Here is a 15,970-nt window from a genome sequence, read left to right on the forward strand (position 1 = left end):
CCAAAAGGTGGGGTTTCTGCGTTTGGCGCGTTTCAAATAACATCCTTCGATTTCGCGCATCAAAGGAAGAAAACGCAGCTGTAAAAAGCACTCGCCACTCAAAACTACGCACTGGCTCCCCGCAAGCGCCGACACAAGGGCGCGGCATGCCATATGCAGATCATGCCGCTCCAACGACGATTACTTCCCTTGCTCAAGGAAGCGTAACGCCAGACGAACCCAATACGTCGAGCCGATCGGCAATAACTCGTCGTTAAAGTCATAGCTCGCGTTATGCAGCATACAAGGGCCGGCGCCGTGCCCCGAATCGCGGTGGCCGCCATCGCCGTTACCCAGAAACGCGTAACAACCCGGCCTTGCCAGAAGCATGAAGGAAAAGTCCTCGGCGCCCATCGTTGGTTCCACTGCGTCGTCGACGTTTTCAGCTCCAACGATCTCTTTCATCACCGCCGCAGCAAAACGCGCCTCTTCGCCACTGTTGATCGTCGGCGGATAGTTCCGATGAAAATGGATCGTGACAGAGCAATCGTAGGCTTCGGCAGTGCTCTCCGCGATCTTGCGCATGCGTGCTTCGATCAGATCGAGCGTGTCTGTGGTGAATGTTCGCACCGTCCCCGCGATCCACGCATCATTTGGAACGACATTAACCGCGTCGCCGCCATGAATCTGGGTAATCGACAGCACAGCGGTATCGAGCGGCTTCTTGTTCCGCGTGATGATGCTCTGCAGTCCATTCGCGATCTGCACCGCGGTAAACACAGGATCGCGCCCATTGTGCGGAAGTGCGGCGTGCGCGCCGACACCTTTGATCTCAATGCGGAACTCGTTGCTCGACGCCATGATCGGACCTTCAGTCACGCCGAAGTGGCCCGCCGGCATACCTGGCCAGTTGTGAATGCCGAACACCGCATCTACTGGAAACTTCACGAACAGGCCGTCGTCGATCATAGCCTTCGCCCCAGCGCCGCCTTCTTCGGCCGGCTGGAAAATGAACACGATCGTGCCGTCGAATTCACCGTGTTTGGCCAGGTGTCGTGCTGCGCCGAGAAGCATCGCGGTATGTCCGTCATGGCCGCACGCGTGCATTTTTCCGTCGTTTTTCGAGCGATGGTCGAAGCTGTTCAGTTCCTGAATCGGCAGCGCATCCATGTCTGCGCGCAGGCCAATAGAACGTGAACTATTGCCCCGCTTTAGTATGCCGACTACACCGGTCTTGCCCCATCCACGATGAGTCTCTATGCCCCAGGATTCAAGACTTTGGGCAACGAGATCAGCCGTTGCCGTCTCTTCATAACGCAGTTCGGGATGGGCATGAATCGTTCGTCGAAGGGTCTGGATTTCGCCGTGAGCAGCCTGGATTTCGGGAATCAGTTTCATGATGGAGTGATGTTGCTTATGTGCTTTGACTTGCGTGGGATCGCTCGGGCCCACATCGGCCCGGGCACGGTGATAATCAATTCTACGCTGAAGGTGATTTTGGCGGCGCCATGCAGGCTAGCCGCCAACGGACGTAATAAAATCGCCCATTTCCCCCAGCTCTGATACTCCGTGACGGACCGCCGATGAATGCTCCGACTGATTTCGCGCGCGCCGTGTGCCCGCACGATTGCCCCGACACCTGCGCGATGTGTGTGACCGTCGAGAATGGCCGCGCGATCAAGGTCGTCGGCGATCCCGATCATCCACCGACACAGGGCGCGCTGTGCACCAAGGTCAGCCGCTACGCTGAACGTGTCTATCACCCGCACCGGCTCACTACGCCGATGAAGCGAATCGGCCGCAAAGGTGAGGGCCGCTTTGAACCGATCAGTTGGGATGAGGCGTTCGAACTCGCTGCCACGCGTCTGTCGGAAATTGCAGGGCGTGCACCGGAAGCGATTTTGCCGTACAGCTACGCCGGCACGATGGGTCTGGTCCAAGGCGACAGCATCGCGCAGCGGTTCTTTCACAAGCTCGGGGCCTCGCAGCTCGACCGCACGATCTGCTCGGCGGCCGGCGCGGCGGGTCTGAAGTACACATACGGCGCGGGCATCGGCATGCTCACCGAGTTTTTTGCGGAAAGCGAGGTGATCCTGATCTGGGGATCCAATTCCATCGCGTCGAATCTGCATTTCTGGACACGCGCCCAGGAAGCCAAACGTCGCGGCGCGCGCCTGATCGCAATCGACCCGTATCGCTCGTTGACGGCGGAAAAATGCCATCAACACGTCGCGCTGAAGCCCGGCACCGACGGCGCTTTGGCGCTCGGCATGATGCACGTGCTGATCACGGAGAATCTGCTCGATCCAGCCTACATTGCTGCCCACACGCTGGGCTTCGCTGAACTGAAGGCACGCGCGCTGGGCTATCCACCGTCGCGTGTAAGCGAAATTTGCGGTATCGAAGAACAAGTGATCGTCGAACTTGCGCGACTTTACGGCAGTACGAGGAAGGCCGCGATCCGCATGAACTACGGTCTGCAACGCGTGCGCGGCGGTGGCAATGCGGTGCGCGCGATTGCGTGCCTCCCGTCGCTGACAGGCGCGTGGCGCGAGAGAGCGGGTGGCGCGCTGCTGTCGTCGGGCGGCTGGGCGCCGGTCGACTCGCAGGCGCTGCAGCGCCCCGACCTGATGCCGGGTTGGCCGGCCAAAGCGAGCCGCGTCATCAATATGAACACGATCGGCGATGCGCTGCTGCATCCGGGCGATGCCGCGTTCGGCCCGAAGGTCGAAGCAATCGTCGTCTACAACTCGAACCCCGTGGCGGTGGCGCCGGATTCGGAGCGAGTCGCCGCGGGTTTTGCACGCGACGATCTTTTCACCGTCGTCCTCGAGCATTTTCAGACCGACACCGCGGACTACGCCGATCTGCTTCTGCCAGCAACGACGCAGCTCGAACACCTCGACGTGCACAAGTCATACGGGCATACGCACGTGATGCTCAATTTGCCGGCGATCGCCCCCGTCGGCGACGCGCGTCCGAACACGGAGATCTTTCGCGGCCTCGCGCGCCGGATGGGACTCGAAGAACCGGCGCTGTTCGAAACCGACGAAACCGTCGCGCAGGCCGCGTTCCGATGGCAAGACAAAACGCTTGAGGGCGTGAACTGGGAAAGCCTGAAGAAAACCGGCTGGGCGAAGCTGAATCTGCCAGACGCGCCGTTCGCCGATGGTGGTTTCCGCACCCCGTCCGGCAAATGCGAGTTTTACAGCGAACGCCTCGCGCGGCAGGGTCTAGACCCGTTGCCGGATTATCTGCCGCCGCACGAATCCGCCGACGGCGCGCCGGAACTCGCCGCCCGTTACCCGCTCGCGATGATTTCGCCGCCCGCCCGCAATTTCCTGAACAGCACGTTCGTGAACATCGAAAGTCTTCGCGCAACGGAAGGCGAGCCGCATCTGGACATCCACCCCGCCGACGCGCACGCCCGAGACATCGGCAACGGCGACCAGGTCCGCATCTTCAACGACCGCGGCTCGATGCGGGCGCGCGCCTGCGTCACCGACAAAGCGCGCGAGGGGCTCGTCGTCGGCCTGTCGATCTGGTGGAAGAAGCTCGCGCCGGACGGTCGCAACGCCAACCAGGTGACGAGCCAGGCGCTCACCGATCTGGGCGGATCGGCTACTTTCTACGACTGCCTCGTCGAAGTCGAACGCGCCTGACGCACGCTATCAATTCCTGCAGCACTCGCTCCATTGAAGGTTCGAGGCTGCAGTCTAACCGGCCCGCATTTCGCGATTAGCGGCGAGGCGGCCATGCTACGATGCGTTTTTAGCACGACCATTCGAAAATAAATCAGGAGACGCTGCATGGACAAAATCTGGCTGAAATCTTATCCGCCCGGAGTTCCCGCAGAGATCGACCCAAGCCGCTATTCGTCGGTGGCCGACCTGCTCGAAGAAGCTTTCCGCGAGCATCGTGCCAAGCCCGCGTTCGTCTGTATGGGTCAGGAGATGAGCTACGCCGAACTCGACGCGCTTTCGCGCAACCTCGCTGCGTGGTTCCAGTCGAAGGACATTGCGCGCGGCGCGCGCATCGCGATCATGATGCCGAACGTGCTGCAATATCCGGTGGCGATCGCCGCCATCCTGCGCGCCGGCTACATCGTCGTGAACGTGAACCCGCTTTACACGCCCCGCGAACTCGAGCATCAACTGAAGGACAGCGGCGCGGAAGCGATCATCCTGCTCGAAAATCTCGCGGTGACGTTGCAGGCGATCGTGCGCAATACCTCTGTCAAGCACGTCGTCGTCGCGGCGATGGGTGATCTGATGGGGATCAAGGGCACCCTCGTCAACTTCGTCGTGCGCAAGATGAAGAAGATGGTGCCCGCGTGGAGCTTGCCGAACCACGTCAAATTCAATACGGCGATCGCGGAAGGCGGCCGGCAGAGTTTCAAGGCGGTCCGGCAGGGACCCGACGACGTCGCATTTTTGCAATACACGGGCGGGACCACGGGCGTAGCCAAAGGTGCAACGTTATTGCATCGGAATCTGGTCGCCAACGTGCTGCAATCTGAAGTGTGGCTCCATCCGGTTCGCGCGAACCGCACAGACATCAATCAGTTCATCACGGTCGTGGCGCTGCCGCTCTATCACGTGTTTGCGTTGACCGTGTGCGGGCTGCTGACGATCCGTACCGGCGGCCTCGGCGTGCTGATTCCGAATCCGCGCGACATTCCCGGCATGATCAAGGCGCTGGAAGGCTATGCGATCACGACGATCCCCGCCGTCAACACGCTGTACAACGCGCTGCTGAACAGCCCGGACTTTCACAAGCTCAACTTCTCGAAGCTGCTGACCGCGAACGGCGGCGGCATGGCGGTGCAGGAAGCGGTTGCCAGACGCTGGTACGAGTTCACGCATACGCCGATCGTCGAAGGCTATGGGTTGTCGGAGACCTCGCCGTGCGTGACCTGCAATCCGGTCACCGTCACCGAATACAGTGGGACGATCGGCTTGCCGCTGCCGTCCACCGAAGTCTCGATTCGGGACGACGAAGGCCATGAAGTGCCGCTCGGCCAGCCAGGCGAAATCTGCATTCGCGGGCCGCAGGTGATGGCGGGCTACTGGAACCGGCCCGACGAAACCGCAAAGGTGATGACGCCGGACGGTTTCTTCAAATCAGGCGATGTCGGCGTGATGAGCGAAGATGGCTTCGTGAAGATCGTCGATCGCAAGAAGGACATGATTCTGGTGTCCGGCTTCAACGTATATCCGAACGAAATCGAGGACGTGGTCGCCAAACTGCCGGGCGTGTTCGAAGTCGCCGCGGTCGGCGTGCCGGATCAGCACTCGGGCGAGGCAGTGAAGCTGTTCGTCGTGAAGAAGGACCAGGCGCTAACTGACGCGGATGTCTTCGCATACTGCAAGACGCAATTAACCGGCTACAAGCGGCCGAAAATCATCGAATTCCGCGCCGAGTTGCCCAAGAGCAATGTCGGCAAGATTCTGCGCCGCGAGTTGCGCGACGGACGGGCATGAGCACACGAGTCTGCACGAAGTAACGTGTAGCAAGAAAGAGAAGCCCGGCGGGCGGAAGTCTGCCGGGCTTCTCTATTTGCGCGATTCCCTGACGTCGCGCAACGAGTCACAAACCCGCGCGCAGCGTGCCCAAAAAAAAAGGCGCCCGAAGGCGCCTTTGAGGCAAACTGCTTTTTTACGACTTATTAGAACTTGTGGCGGATGCCGATACGAGCCGTGAACTGGTTCTGGTTCGACGATGGCGTCAGGTTGTTGATGTTTGCCGTTGCAGCGACAATATTGCCCGTCTGGCTGAGCGTTTCGCCCAGAGCGTGCTGGTACACGCCGGTCAGGTACACGTCGGTACGCTTGGACAGGAAGTAGTCCACGCCAACTGCGCCTTGGTGGTACTGAGCACGCGATGAGCCGTTGATTTCCGCGCCGCGCGTGTAGTCATACGCTGCGCCGACCAGCAACGCCGGGGTCAACTGATACTTGAAGTTGATTTCGCCGTTGTTGAACGTAGCCGACTGGCCGCGGGCCGGCGACGCGAACGCCGAGCCCAGGTTGATGAAGCGGATGTTCGAGTACGTCAAACCGATCGTTGCCGCGCCGAACGTGTAGGCGCCGCCTGCACCGACCACCTGGTACGTGTTAGCCGACGAGAAGCCACCGTAGATCGTATTCGGCACAGCCGCGGCCGGCGCTGCAATCGTACCGCCGTTGTTGAACAGGCCACCCGAAGCTGCCGGCGTACGTGCGTTCAAGTAGGCGACGCCCAACACGAGAGGACCGTTGTTATAGCCAGCACCCAACGACCAGATCTGGTTGCCCGTGAAGTTGCCTGACTGGCCGCCAAAGCTGTACGTGCCGCCGAACGTCAGGCCGCCGTAGTTCGCGCTCGTGTACTTGACCGTGTTGTTGGTGCGGTACGCGTTGTTGAAGTTGTCGATGTCGCCCGGGTGAGCGGCGATGTAGCCGCCCCACTGGTCACCGGCTTCCAGCGGACCGACGTAGTCGACGACGGAGTCGTACTGACGACCCAGCGTGACCGTGCCGAACTGGCTCGACAGGCCGACGTAAGCTTGACGACCGAACATCAGGCCGCCTTGACCCAGCTTGCCGTTGGTCACGTCATAGCCGTTTTCCAACACGAACAGCGCCTTCAGACCGCCGCCCAGATCTTCCGTGCCGCGCAGGCCGAAACGCGAGCCTTGCAGAACACCGCTGGACATGTCGTACTTGTGGTGGCCGCCCGCGTTGGTGTTCATGTTGATACCAACGTCAACGATACCGTACAGGGTCACGCTGCTCTGAGCATGAGCGACGCCTGCGAATGCGCCCAGTGCTGCGAGAGCGAGAAGCGACTTTTTCATCGAATGATCTCCAAGGATGACGAATCTTTTGTACAAGGCGAATATTTATCTAGCGTTGAGGCCTTGCTTCGAACTTCGCGAGAAGTTGCCACGTAATGTAACAAAAGGCATACATGGCACAAAGAAAAAGGAGGTGGGCATGAAGGCTCCTGTTTCGTTTACGCAACATGGACTAGAATCAAAAGTTAGCTGCTCATTTAATGCGGATCCGAGGTTGCCGCGTCGCTGGTTTTGCCCCGCAAAGCTTGTCGTAAGCACCTCCGGTTCGCTGGGGCAGTCGTCGAATCAGGGAGTGCTCAATGTTTCTGGACGTGTTGATTAGCGAGTTTGATCGGGGTTTACGCTCAATGACTGGCGTGTCGCGGATGAGCCGGCCGTTGCCGGTTCCGCAGGCGTCGGTGGTGACGGCGGAGGCGCCGGAACTCTCACCGGCCGAGCGTGCGCATGCAGCGGGATTGATGCGTGTGAATCACGTCGGCGAGGTTTGCGCGCAGGCGCTTTACCAGGCTCAGAAACTCGCGACCCGTTCACCTTCCTTGCGCGCCATGTTCGATCACGCCGCTTCCGAGGAAGAAGATCACCTGGCGTGGACTGCCAAACGTCTGCAGGCGCTCGACTCGCGTCCCAGTCTGTTGAATCCGCTTTGGTACACCGGCGCAATGGCCATCGGTCTCGCGGCGGGGCGACTGGGCGATCGCGTCAGCCTTGGCTTCATGGCTGAAACAGAGCGCCAGGTGGAGCAGCATCTCGACAGCCATCTGGATGAGCTGCCGGCCGCCGATCACGAGTCCCGCGCGATCGTCGAGCAGATGCGCGTGGATGAAATCGAGCACGGCAAGGCCGCGATGGACGCGGGCGGCATCGAGTTGCCCTTTCCCGCGCGTGCGCTGATGCGCGCGGTGTCGAAAGTCATGACGCGCACGGCCTATTACGTATAACTGAGGGGCCGCCGCGCGCATTTTCGGAAGTGGGACGGCGCCTTGCGCGCCTTGCGCCGGACATTCCCGCATCGTCCTTCTACGTCTCTTAATTCCCCCTGCGCGATCTCTTTCATTCCCCGCTGTTCCCCGCACTTTTCACGTATCACCTTCACAAGTCGCACTAGCTCATTCATTTATAAAGGTTTTCCGTTTTATGCGTGACGTGAAGGAGTCGCGCTAAGTCCTTGTTCTATCAAACAAAATCGGCGCAAAAACGCGGCGGCTCCCTTGACCCCCGATAATCGTTCCTCTAAAGTGGGAGACAGTGTGAGAAAGTGTATTTTTGTGTGATCTCGCCAGCACTTTGGGGTAGATTTTCACGAATCGGGCAGCCGGCGCAAAAGTGCCGCAAGCAACTAGTTGCATGGGACCGGAGTAAGCGCAAAAGCGCGAACTCCGGTCGACAGGGGAGAGCGAAGTGTTCCAAGGGGCGTCGGCGCTGACGCTCGATGCGAAGGGGCGGATGTCGATTCCCTCTCGCTATCGGGATGCGCTGCAAACACAGGCAGAGGGCCGGGTGACGATCACCAAGCACCCGGACGGCTGCCTGTTGCTCTTTCCGCGCCCGGAGTGGGAAGTCTTTCGCGAGAAGGTCGGCAATCTGCCGATGAACGCCACGTGGTGGCGCCGCATTTTTCTCGGTAATGCAATGGATGTCGATATGGACGGCGCGGGCCGCGTGCTTGTGTCGCCGGAATTACGCATGGCTGGCGCGCTGGAAAAAGAAGTGACCTTGCTCGGCATGGGCCGTCACTTCGAGTTATGGGATGCGCAAACCTACGCCGCGAAGGAACAGGCGGCAATCGCCGAGGGCATGCCCGAAGCGTTGAAGAATTTCACGTTCTGATCGCGGCTTACATATATGGCACCTGCGATGGGAAACGAATTGCAGCATCGCACGGTGCTGCTGGAAGAAGCGGTCGATGCGCTGGTGACGCGCGCGGACGGCGTGTATGTGGACGGCACCTTCGGGCGCGGCGGTCATAGCCGGCTGGTGCTGGAGCGGCTGGGCGAGTCGGGGCGGCTGATCGCGTTCGACAAGGACCCGCTCGCCATTGCCACGGCGCAGCAGATCGCCGATCCGCGCTTTGGCATCGTGCACGAGAGTTTTGCTTCACTGCGCACCGCGATTGCGGAGCGCGGAGTGGGACGGGTGTCGGGCGTGTTGCTCGATCTGGGCGTGTCGTCGCCGCAAGTCGACGATCCGGAGCGGGGCTTCAGCTTCCGCGCCGACGGCCCGCTCGACATGCGGATGGACCCGACGCGCGGCGAGTCTGCCGCTGACTGGCTGGCGCGGGCCACGGTGCAGGAACTGACGGAGGTGATACGAAATTATGGGGAAGAACGGTTTGCTTTTCAGATTGCAAAGGCGCTTGTTGCTCGCCGGGCAGAGTCCGACCGTCTTGGGCCTCTCGTCAGCACGGGCGAGCTTGCCCAAATCGTGGCTAACGTCGTCAAAACCCGTGAGAAGGGCAAGGATCCGGCAACCCGCACCTTTCAAGCTATACGGATTCACATCAATCAAGAGCTTGCGGAGCTGCAAGTCGTTTTAGAAGCAGCGCTATCGCTGCTGGAGCAAGGGGGGCGGCTGGTGGTCATCAGCTTTCATTCGCTCGAGGACCGGATCGTCAAGCGATTCATGCAGGTGCACGCCAGTACGCCTGCGGTCGATCGCCGTCTGCCGATTCGCGCCGTCGATCTGCCGAGCCCCCCGCTCAAGATCATCGGCCGCGTGTTCGCAAGCGACGCTGAAGTCGCCGCGAATCCGCGCGCCCGTTCTGCCGTGATGCGTGTGGCGGAGCGGATCGCGCCATGAATCGTCTCAACATCTTCCTGCTGATGATCGTGATGGGCTGCGCCCTGTCGGTTGTCAACGCGACCAATCAGCAGCGTCAGATCTTTATCCAGTTGCAGCGCGCCCAATCGCAGGAGCGCCAGCTGCAGCAGGACTATTCGCAGTTTCAATATCAGCAGAGCGCGCTGTCGAAGACGTCGCGCATCGAGCAGATCGCCACCGACTCGCTGAAGATGCAATCGGTCACGACCGGCCGCACGCAATATCTGACGCTCAATCCGGGCTCGGTGAAGGCCGAGGACGCGCCAATTCCCACGTCCGGTCCGGCGCAGGCGTCGGCGCCGGCGGCGACCCGTCGCGGAGGCGTGCGATGAAGAAATCGTCGGCTCGCAAGAGCGTCGCCTTTTCGGCCAATCCGATCCTCTCGGTGCGCCTGCCGATGTGGCGCTCGAAACTCGTCGTGTTCCTGCTGTTCATGGCGTTCGTCGCGCTGGCCGCGCGCGCGTTCTGGATTCAGGGGCCGGGGAATGCGTTCTATCTGAAGCAGGGTGAAATCCGCTATCAGCGCCGGCTTGAGTTGCCGGCCACGCGCGGCAAGATTCTCGACCGCAACGGTCTCGTGCTCGCCACGAGCCTGCCGGTGCGCGCGATCTGGGCCATCCCTGAATCGGTGCCGGACGACCTCGGCGCCGACAAGCTGAATTCGCTCGGCAAACTGCTCGGCATGACCAATAAGGAGTTGCGCGCCAAGCTGTCGGAGGACAAGAACTTCGTCTACGTGAAGCGTCAGGTGCCCGTCGACGTCGCCGCGCAAGTGACGGCGCTGGACATCCCCGGCATTTACGCGCGCGACGAGTACAAGCGTTTCTATCCGGAAGGCGAGATCACGGCTCACCTGATCGGCTTCACGAACGTCGAAGACGAAGGCCAGGAAGGCGTCGAGCTCGGCGACCAGAAGCTGCTCGCCGGCATGTCGGGCAGCCGGCGCGTGATCAAGGACCGCATGGGCCACATCATCGAGGACGTGGACGAGCAGGTCGTGCCGCACAACGGCCAGGACGTCGATCTGTCGATCGACAGCAAGATCCAGTACATCGCGTACACGAACCTGAAAGCGGCCGTCGAAAAATTCAAGGCGAAGGCCGGCGCGGCGATGGTGATCGACGTGCGCACGGGCGAGGTGCTCGCCCTCGTCAACTACCCGACGTACAACCCGAACGACCGCACGCACCTGACCGGCGATCAGTTGCGCAACCGCATCCTGACCGACACGTTCGAGCCGGGCTCGATCATGAAGCCGTTCACGGTTTCGCTGGCGCTCGATCTGCACCGCGTGACGCCGACTACACTGGTAGATACGGGGCCGGGCCGCTTCGTGCTCGACGGTGCGCCGATTACCGACGACAGCGCGTTCGGCGTGCTGACGGTGGGCGGCGTGATCCAGAAGTCGAGCAACATCGGCGCGACGAAGATCGCCATGCAGCTCAAGCCCGAAGAGATGTGGAACATGTATACCAGCATCGGTCTCGGCCAGGCGCCGAAGGTCGGTTTCCCTGGCGCGGCGGCGGGCCGTCTGCGCCCGTGGAAGAGCTGGCGCCGCATCGAGCAGGCGACCATGTCGTATGGCTACGGTCTGTCGGTGTCGCTGTTCCAGCTGGGCCGCGCGTACACCGCGATCGCGCATGACGGCGAGATCATGCCGGTGTCGATTTTCCGTTCGCCCGGCGAGCAGCCGGCCACCGGTCCGCAGATCTTTTCGCCGACCACCGCGCGTGAAGTGCGCGCGATGCTCGAAACCGTTACGGCGCCGGGCGGCACGTCGCCGGATGCGGCCGTGCCGGGCTATCGCGTCGGCGGCAAGAGCGGCACCGCATACAAGCACGGCGCTCACGGCTACGACCACTCCAAATATCGCGCGTCGTTCGTCGGCATGGCGCCGATGCCGAATCCGCGCATCGTCGTCGCGGTGTCGGTCGACGAGCCGACGGCGGGCAGTCACTTCGGTGGCCAGGTGTCGGGTCCGGTGTTCTCGGGCATCGTCGGCGATACGCTGCGCTCGCTGAACGTGCCGCCCGACATGCCGGTCAAGCAGATGGTCGTGTCCGACGATTCGGCCCCGGCCGCGCCCGGCACGCCGGCCACGCCGTCGGCGGTCAAGAAACTTTCCACCAGCGCCGGCGCGAAGAAGATGACGATTTCCGCCGACGCCAAAAACCACCCCGGAGTTGTGCGATGAACGCGCTGCGTAGCAAGCATCCAGCGCACCGGCAAATCGCCGACGCCCTCACCTGGCTGCACGCGCACGTGCAGCCAGACGCGCATCTGCACGCCGACACGCGTTCGCTCGCGCCCGGCGACGCATTTTTCGCCTATGCGGTGGACGGTGCGGACAACCGCCCGTTCATCGACGGCGCGATCGAGCGTGGCGCAGCCGCGGTGCTGGTGCAGCCCGAAGGCTTCAGCGGCGCGACCGATCCGTCCATCACGCTCGCCGTGCCGGCGTTGAACGAACTCGCCGGGTCGATCGCGAGCGGCTGGTATCGCGATCCGAGCGACGCGATGCTGGCGCTCGGCATCACCGGAACCAACGGCAAGACCTCGTGCAGCCAGTGGATCGCCGCGGCACTCGGGTCGCTCGGCACGCGTTGCGCGATCATCGGCACGCTCGGCACCGGTTTGCCGGGCCAGCTCTTGCAAACCGGCTTCACGACGCCCGACGCGCCGCAACTGCAACGCAGCCTCGCGCACTTGCGCGACGCGGGCGCGCAGGCGGTGGCGATGGAAGTGTCGTCGCACGCGCTGCATCAAGGGCGCGTGAACGGCACGGCGTTCGACATCGCCGTGTTCACGAATCTCACACAAGACCACCTCGACTATCACGGCACGTTCGAAGCCTATGAGGCGGCCAAGGCGCGCCTGTTCGCGTGGCCGGAACTGCGCGCGGCCGTGATCAATCGCGACGATGCCGCCGGCCGCCGTTTGCTCGCCAGCACGCGGGGCCACGCGCGCACGATCGCCTATGGTCTCGACGCCGGGTTGCAAGACGCGCCGCAAGCCGACGCGCTGCTGCTCGCGTCGAACGTGCGCGCAACCGCCACCGGCACTGCGTTCCATCTGGGCACATCGGATTGGGGCAGCGCCGAAGTCGAAGTGCAAACGCTCGGCGCGTTCAACGTCAGCAATCTGCTCGGCGTGCTCGGCGCGCTGCTCGCCGCCGACGTGCCATTCGACGCAGCGCTCGCCGAACTCGCGAAACTCGAGCCGGTGAACGGCCGCATGCAGCGCCTCGGTGGCCGTTTGCAAAACGATGAGCCGCTCGTTGTAATCGATTACGCGCATACGCCGGACGCGCTGGAAAAGACTCTGGAAGCGCTGCGCCCGATGGCGGCCGCGCGCGGTGGCGAACTGATCTGCATGTTCGGCTGCGGCGGCGACCGCGACGCCACCAAGCGCCCGCTGATGGGCGCGATCGCCGAGAAGCTGGCGGACGGCGTCGTCGTGACCAGCGACAACCCGCGCAGCGAAGACCCCCAGTCGATCATCGACCAGATCGCCGCGGGCATGAAGGACGCGTCGCGGGCACGCCGGATCGAAGACCGCGCAAGCGCGATCCTGCAAGCGATCCGCAGCGCCGCACGCGAAGACGTCATCGTGCTGGCCGGCAAGGGGCACGAAGCTACGCAGGAAATCATGGGCAAGAAGCGCGCTTTCTCCGATCAGGACCACGCCCGCCTCGCGCTCGCCGCGCGGGCGACGCACGCACGCGGAGGTGGCGAATGAGCATGTTCACGCTACGTGATGCCGCCGCGCTGATCCCCGGCGCGACCGTGCTCGGCGACGACAGCGTTGCGTTTGAACGCGTGTCGACCGACAGCCGCAGCGCCGGCCCCGGCGATCTGTTCGTCGCGATCAAGGGCGAGCGTTTCGACGCGCACGACTTCCTGCCGGAGGTCGCGGCGCGCCACGTGACGGCTGTGCTCGTCACGCGCACACCGGATGGCTGGAACGCGCCCGCGATCCGCGTGGCCGATACGCGGGCCGCGCTGGGCGCGCTCGCGCGCGGCTGGCGCCGGCAGTTCGGCATGCCGCTCGTCGGGGTGACGGGCAGCAACGGCAAGACCACGGTCAAGGAAATGATCGCGTCGATTTTCGCTGCCGCGGTCGGCGTGCAAACGCGTCTCGCGACCGCCGGCAATTTCAATAACGACATCGGCTTGCCGCTCACGCTGTTCCGTTTGCACGCCGCGCATCGGCTGGCGGTGGTCGAACTGGGCATGAATCATCCGGGCGAAACCGAGCTGCTCGCAAAAATCGCCGAGCCGACGGTGGCCGTGGTGAACAACGCGCAGCGCGAGCATCAGGAGTTCATGGCGACCGTCGAAGCGGTCGCGCTCGAACACGCAAGCGTGATTCACGCGCTGTCACCCGAGGGCGTCGCCGTATTCCCGGCGGACGATGCTTACGCGAGCATCTGGCGCGTGGCGGCAACCGGCAACCGCATCGTCGACTTCGCTTTGAATTCGGCGGAGCGTGTGACGGAAGCTGCCGTCAAAGGCACGTTCGACGGCCAGCGCCTGAGCATCGAGACGCCCGAAGGCCCGCTTGACGTCACGCTGCAAGTACTCGGCGATCACAACGCGCACAACGCACTCGCCGCGACGTCCGCCGCGTTGGCCGCAGGCGTTGCGCTCGACGCGATCAAACGCGGCCTCGAATCGTTCGGCCCCGTGAAGGGTCGGCTGCAGGTGAAGCAGGCCGCGCTCGGCACGCTCGCCGGCGCCACCGTGATCGACGACACCTACAACGCCAATCCCGACTCGATGCGCGCCGCGATCGACGTGCTCGCGTCGCGCGCCGCGCCGCGCGTGCTGGTGATGGGCGACATGGGTGAAGTCGGCGACAACGGTCCGGCGTTTCACCGCGAAATCGGTGCGTACGCCAAAGAGCGCGGCATCGACGCGCTGTACGCAATGGGCGACGCCTCGCGCGACGCCTGCACTGCGTACGGCGCAGGTGCGCATCACGTGGCCGATCTCGGCACGTTGATCGCGCAATTGCAGCAGGCCGGTTTCGGCGCTGCCGCAACGCTTCTCGTGAAAGGCTCGCGCTTCATGCAAATGGAGCGCGTGGTGGACGCCGTAACGAGTCCACAACCCAACGCAGCGGGCTCGACGCCCGCCGCACATTGAAATAGAAGGACCGAAGCATGCTACTGGCGCTGGCGCAATGGCTGCAGAATGACGCAAGCTTCTTGCGCGTGTTCAGTTATCTGACTTTCCGTGCAGTGATGGCGACCATCACCGCGCTGCTGATCGGGCTCGTCTGCGGCCCGGCGGTGATCCGCAAGCTGACCGCGATGAAGGTCGGCCAGGCCGTCCGCAAAGACGGCCCGCAGACCCATCTGGTCAAATCCGGCACGCCGACCATGGGCGGCGTGCTGATTCTGCTCGGCATCGCGGTGGCCACGTTGCTGTGGGCCGACCTGACCAACCGCTTCATCTGGATCGTGATGCTCGTCACGTTCGGGTTCGGCGTGATCGGCTGGGTCGACGATTACCGCAAGGTGGTCTACAAGGACCCGCGCGGCATGTCGTCGCGCGAGAAGTATTTCTGGCAGTCGGTGATCGGTCTGTTCGCGGCCGTGTATCTCGCGTTCAGCGTGTCGGAAGCGAGCAACGTGCGCGTGTACGACCTGTTCATGGCGTGGGTGCGCAGCGGCCTGTCGATGGGCTTGCCGGCGCGCGCCGACCTGATGCTGCCGTTCGTCAAGTCGATCAGCTATCCGCTCGGCGTGTGGGGCTTCATCGTACTGACGTATCTGGTGATCGTCGGCGCGAGCAACGCGGTCAATCTCACCGATGGCCTCGACGGACTCGTGATCATGCCGGTGGTGCTGGTGGGCGGCTCGCTCGGCGTGTTCGCGTACGTGATGGGCAGCTCGGTCTATTCGAAGTACCTGCTGTTTCCGCACATCGCCGGCGCCGGGGAGTTGCTGATCTTCTGTTCCGCGATGGGCGGCGCGGGTCTCGCGTTCCTCTGGTTCAACACACACCCGGCGCAGATGTTCATGGGCGATGTCGGCGCGCTCGCGCTCGGCGGCGCGCTCGGCACGGTCGCGGTGATCGTGCGTCAGGAAATCGTGCTGTTCATCATGGGCGGCATCTTCGTCGCGGAGACGCTCTCGGTGATGTTGCAGGTCACGTGGTTCAAGTTCACCAAGCGCCGCTTCGGCGAAGGGCGGCGACTCTTCAAGATGGCGCCGCTGCATCACCATTTCGAATTGTCGGGATGGAAAGAAACGCAGGTGGTGGTGCGCTTCTGGATCATCACGCTGATGTTGTGTCTGTTCGGTTTGTCCACGCTCAAATTGCGTTAAGC

12 protein-coding genes are annotated in these 15,970 nt (G+C 62.7%); 10 read left to right on the forward strand and 2 right to left on the reverse strand.

The features are described from left to right. Positions 1-180: 180 nt before the first annotated feature. Positions 181-1,377: a M20 aminoacylase family protein gene (locus PQR02_RS26320; RefSeq protein WP_408238127.1), complete on the reverse strand. Its 1,197-nt coding sequence runs from the start codon at positions 1,375-1,377 to the stop codon at positions 181-183. Positions 1,378-1,562: 185 nt separating this feature from the next. On the opposite strand from PQR02_RS26320, the gene PQR02_RS26325 reads away from it, so the two are divergent. Then, positions 1,563-3,641 carry a molybdopterin-containing oxidoreductase family protein gene (locus PQR02_RS26325; RefSeq protein WP_408238130.1) on the forward strand — a complete coding sequence of 693 codons (2,079 nt, stop codon included), beginning with the start codon at positions 1,563-1,565 and terminating at the stop codon, positions 3,639-3,641. 147 nt (positions 3,642-3,788) lie between these two features. Next, positions 3,789-5,462 (forward strand): long-chain fatty acid--CoA ligase, encoded by a 1,674-nt coding sequence (locus PQR02_RS26330; RefSeq protein WP_408238133.1) that lies wholly within the window; start codon positions 3,789-3,791, stop codon positions 5,460-5,462. A gap of 185 nt (positions 5,463-5,647) precedes the next feature. Here PQR02_RS26330 and PQR02_RS26335 read toward each other — a convergent pair whose 3' ends face one another. Further along, positions 5,648-6,817, reverse strand: a complete 1,170-nt coding sequence (locus PQR02_RS26335) for a porin (RefSeq protein WP_408238136.1) — start codon at positions 6,815-6,817, stop codon at positions 5,648-5,650. Between the two features lie 299 nt (positions 6,818-7,116). Between PQR02_RS26335 and coq7 the strand changes: the two genes are divergently transcribed. From coq7 to mraY, 8 genes are all read left to right on the forward strand, one after another. Next, positions 7,117-7,755, forward strand: a complete 639-nt coding sequence (coq7, locus tag PQR02_RS26340; RefSeq protein WP_408238139.1) for a 2-polyprenyl-3-methyl-6-methoxy-1,4-benzoquinone monooxygenase — start codon at positions 7,117-7,119, stop codon at positions 7,753-7,755. Positions 7,756-8,215: 460 nt separating this feature from the next. After that, complete coding sequence (gene mraZ, locus PQR02_RS26345) at positions 8,216-8,644, forward strand: division/cell wall cluster transcriptional repressor MraZ (RefSeq protein ID WP_149673462.1); 429 nt, start codon at positions 8,216-8,218, stop codon at positions 8,642-8,644. A gap of 15 nt (positions 8,645-8,659) precedes the next feature. Next, the gene (gene rsmH / locus PQR02_RS26350) at positions 8,660-9,613 is read left to right on the forward strand and encodes a 16S rRNA (cytosine(1402)-N(4))-methyltransferase RsmH (protein ID WP_408238144.1); all 954 of its coding nucleotides are present in this window, start codon (positions 8,660-8,662) and stop codon (positions 9,611-9,613) included. Then, on the forward strand, positions 9,610-9,966 hold the full coding sequence (gene ftsL, locus PQR02_RS26355) for a cell division protein FtsL (protein ID WP_408238147.1): 357 nt from the start codon (positions 9,610-9,612) through the stop codon (positions 9,964-9,966). The genes rsmH and ftsL overlap by 4 nt, the downstream gene beginning before the upstream one ends. Next, complete coding sequence (locus PQR02_RS26360; protein ID WP_408238150.1) at positions 9,963-11,828, forward strand: peptidoglycan D,D-transpeptidase FtsI family protein; 1,866 nt, start codon at positions 9,963-9,965, stop codon at positions 11,826-11,828. Before ftsL ends, PQR02_RS26360 begins: the two co-directional genes overlap by 4 nt. Beyond that, positions 11,825-13,372: a UDP-N-acetylmuramoyl-L-alanyl-D-glutamate--2,6-diaminopimelate ligase gene (locus tag PQR02_RS26365; protein WP_408238153.1), complete on the forward strand. Its 1,548-nt coding sequence runs from the start codon at positions 11,825-11,827 to the stop codon at positions 13,370-13,372. Before PQR02_RS26360 ends, PQR02_RS26365 begins: the two co-directional genes overlap by 4 nt. Further along, the gene (locus PQR02_RS26370) at positions 13,369-14,781 is read left to right on the forward strand and encodes a UDP-N-acetylmuramoyl-tripeptide--D-alanyl-D-alanine ligase (RefSeq protein WP_408238156.1); all 1,413 of its coding nucleotides are present in this window, start codon (positions 13,369-13,371) and stop codon (positions 14,779-14,781) included. Before PQR02_RS26365 ends, PQR02_RS26370 begins: the two co-directional genes overlap by 4 nt. 17 nt (positions 14,782-14,798) lie before the next feature. Continuing rightward, positions 14,799-15,968 carry a phospho-N-acetylmuramoyl-pentapeptide-transferase gene (gene mraY, locus PQR02_RS26375; protein ID WP_408238159.1) on the forward strand — a complete coding sequence of 390 codons (1,170 nt, stop codon included), beginning with the start codon at positions 14,799-14,801 and terminating at the stop codon, positions 15,966-15,968. Positions 15,969-15,970 lie beyond the last annotated feature (2 nt).

Origin of the sequence: Paraburkholderia sediminicola, from assembly GCF_046026895.1 — a bacterium.
Taxonomy (GTDB): domain Bacteria; phylum Pseudomonadota; class Gammaproteobacteria; order Burkholderiales; family Burkholderiaceae; genus Paraburkholderia; species Paraburkholderia sediminicola_C.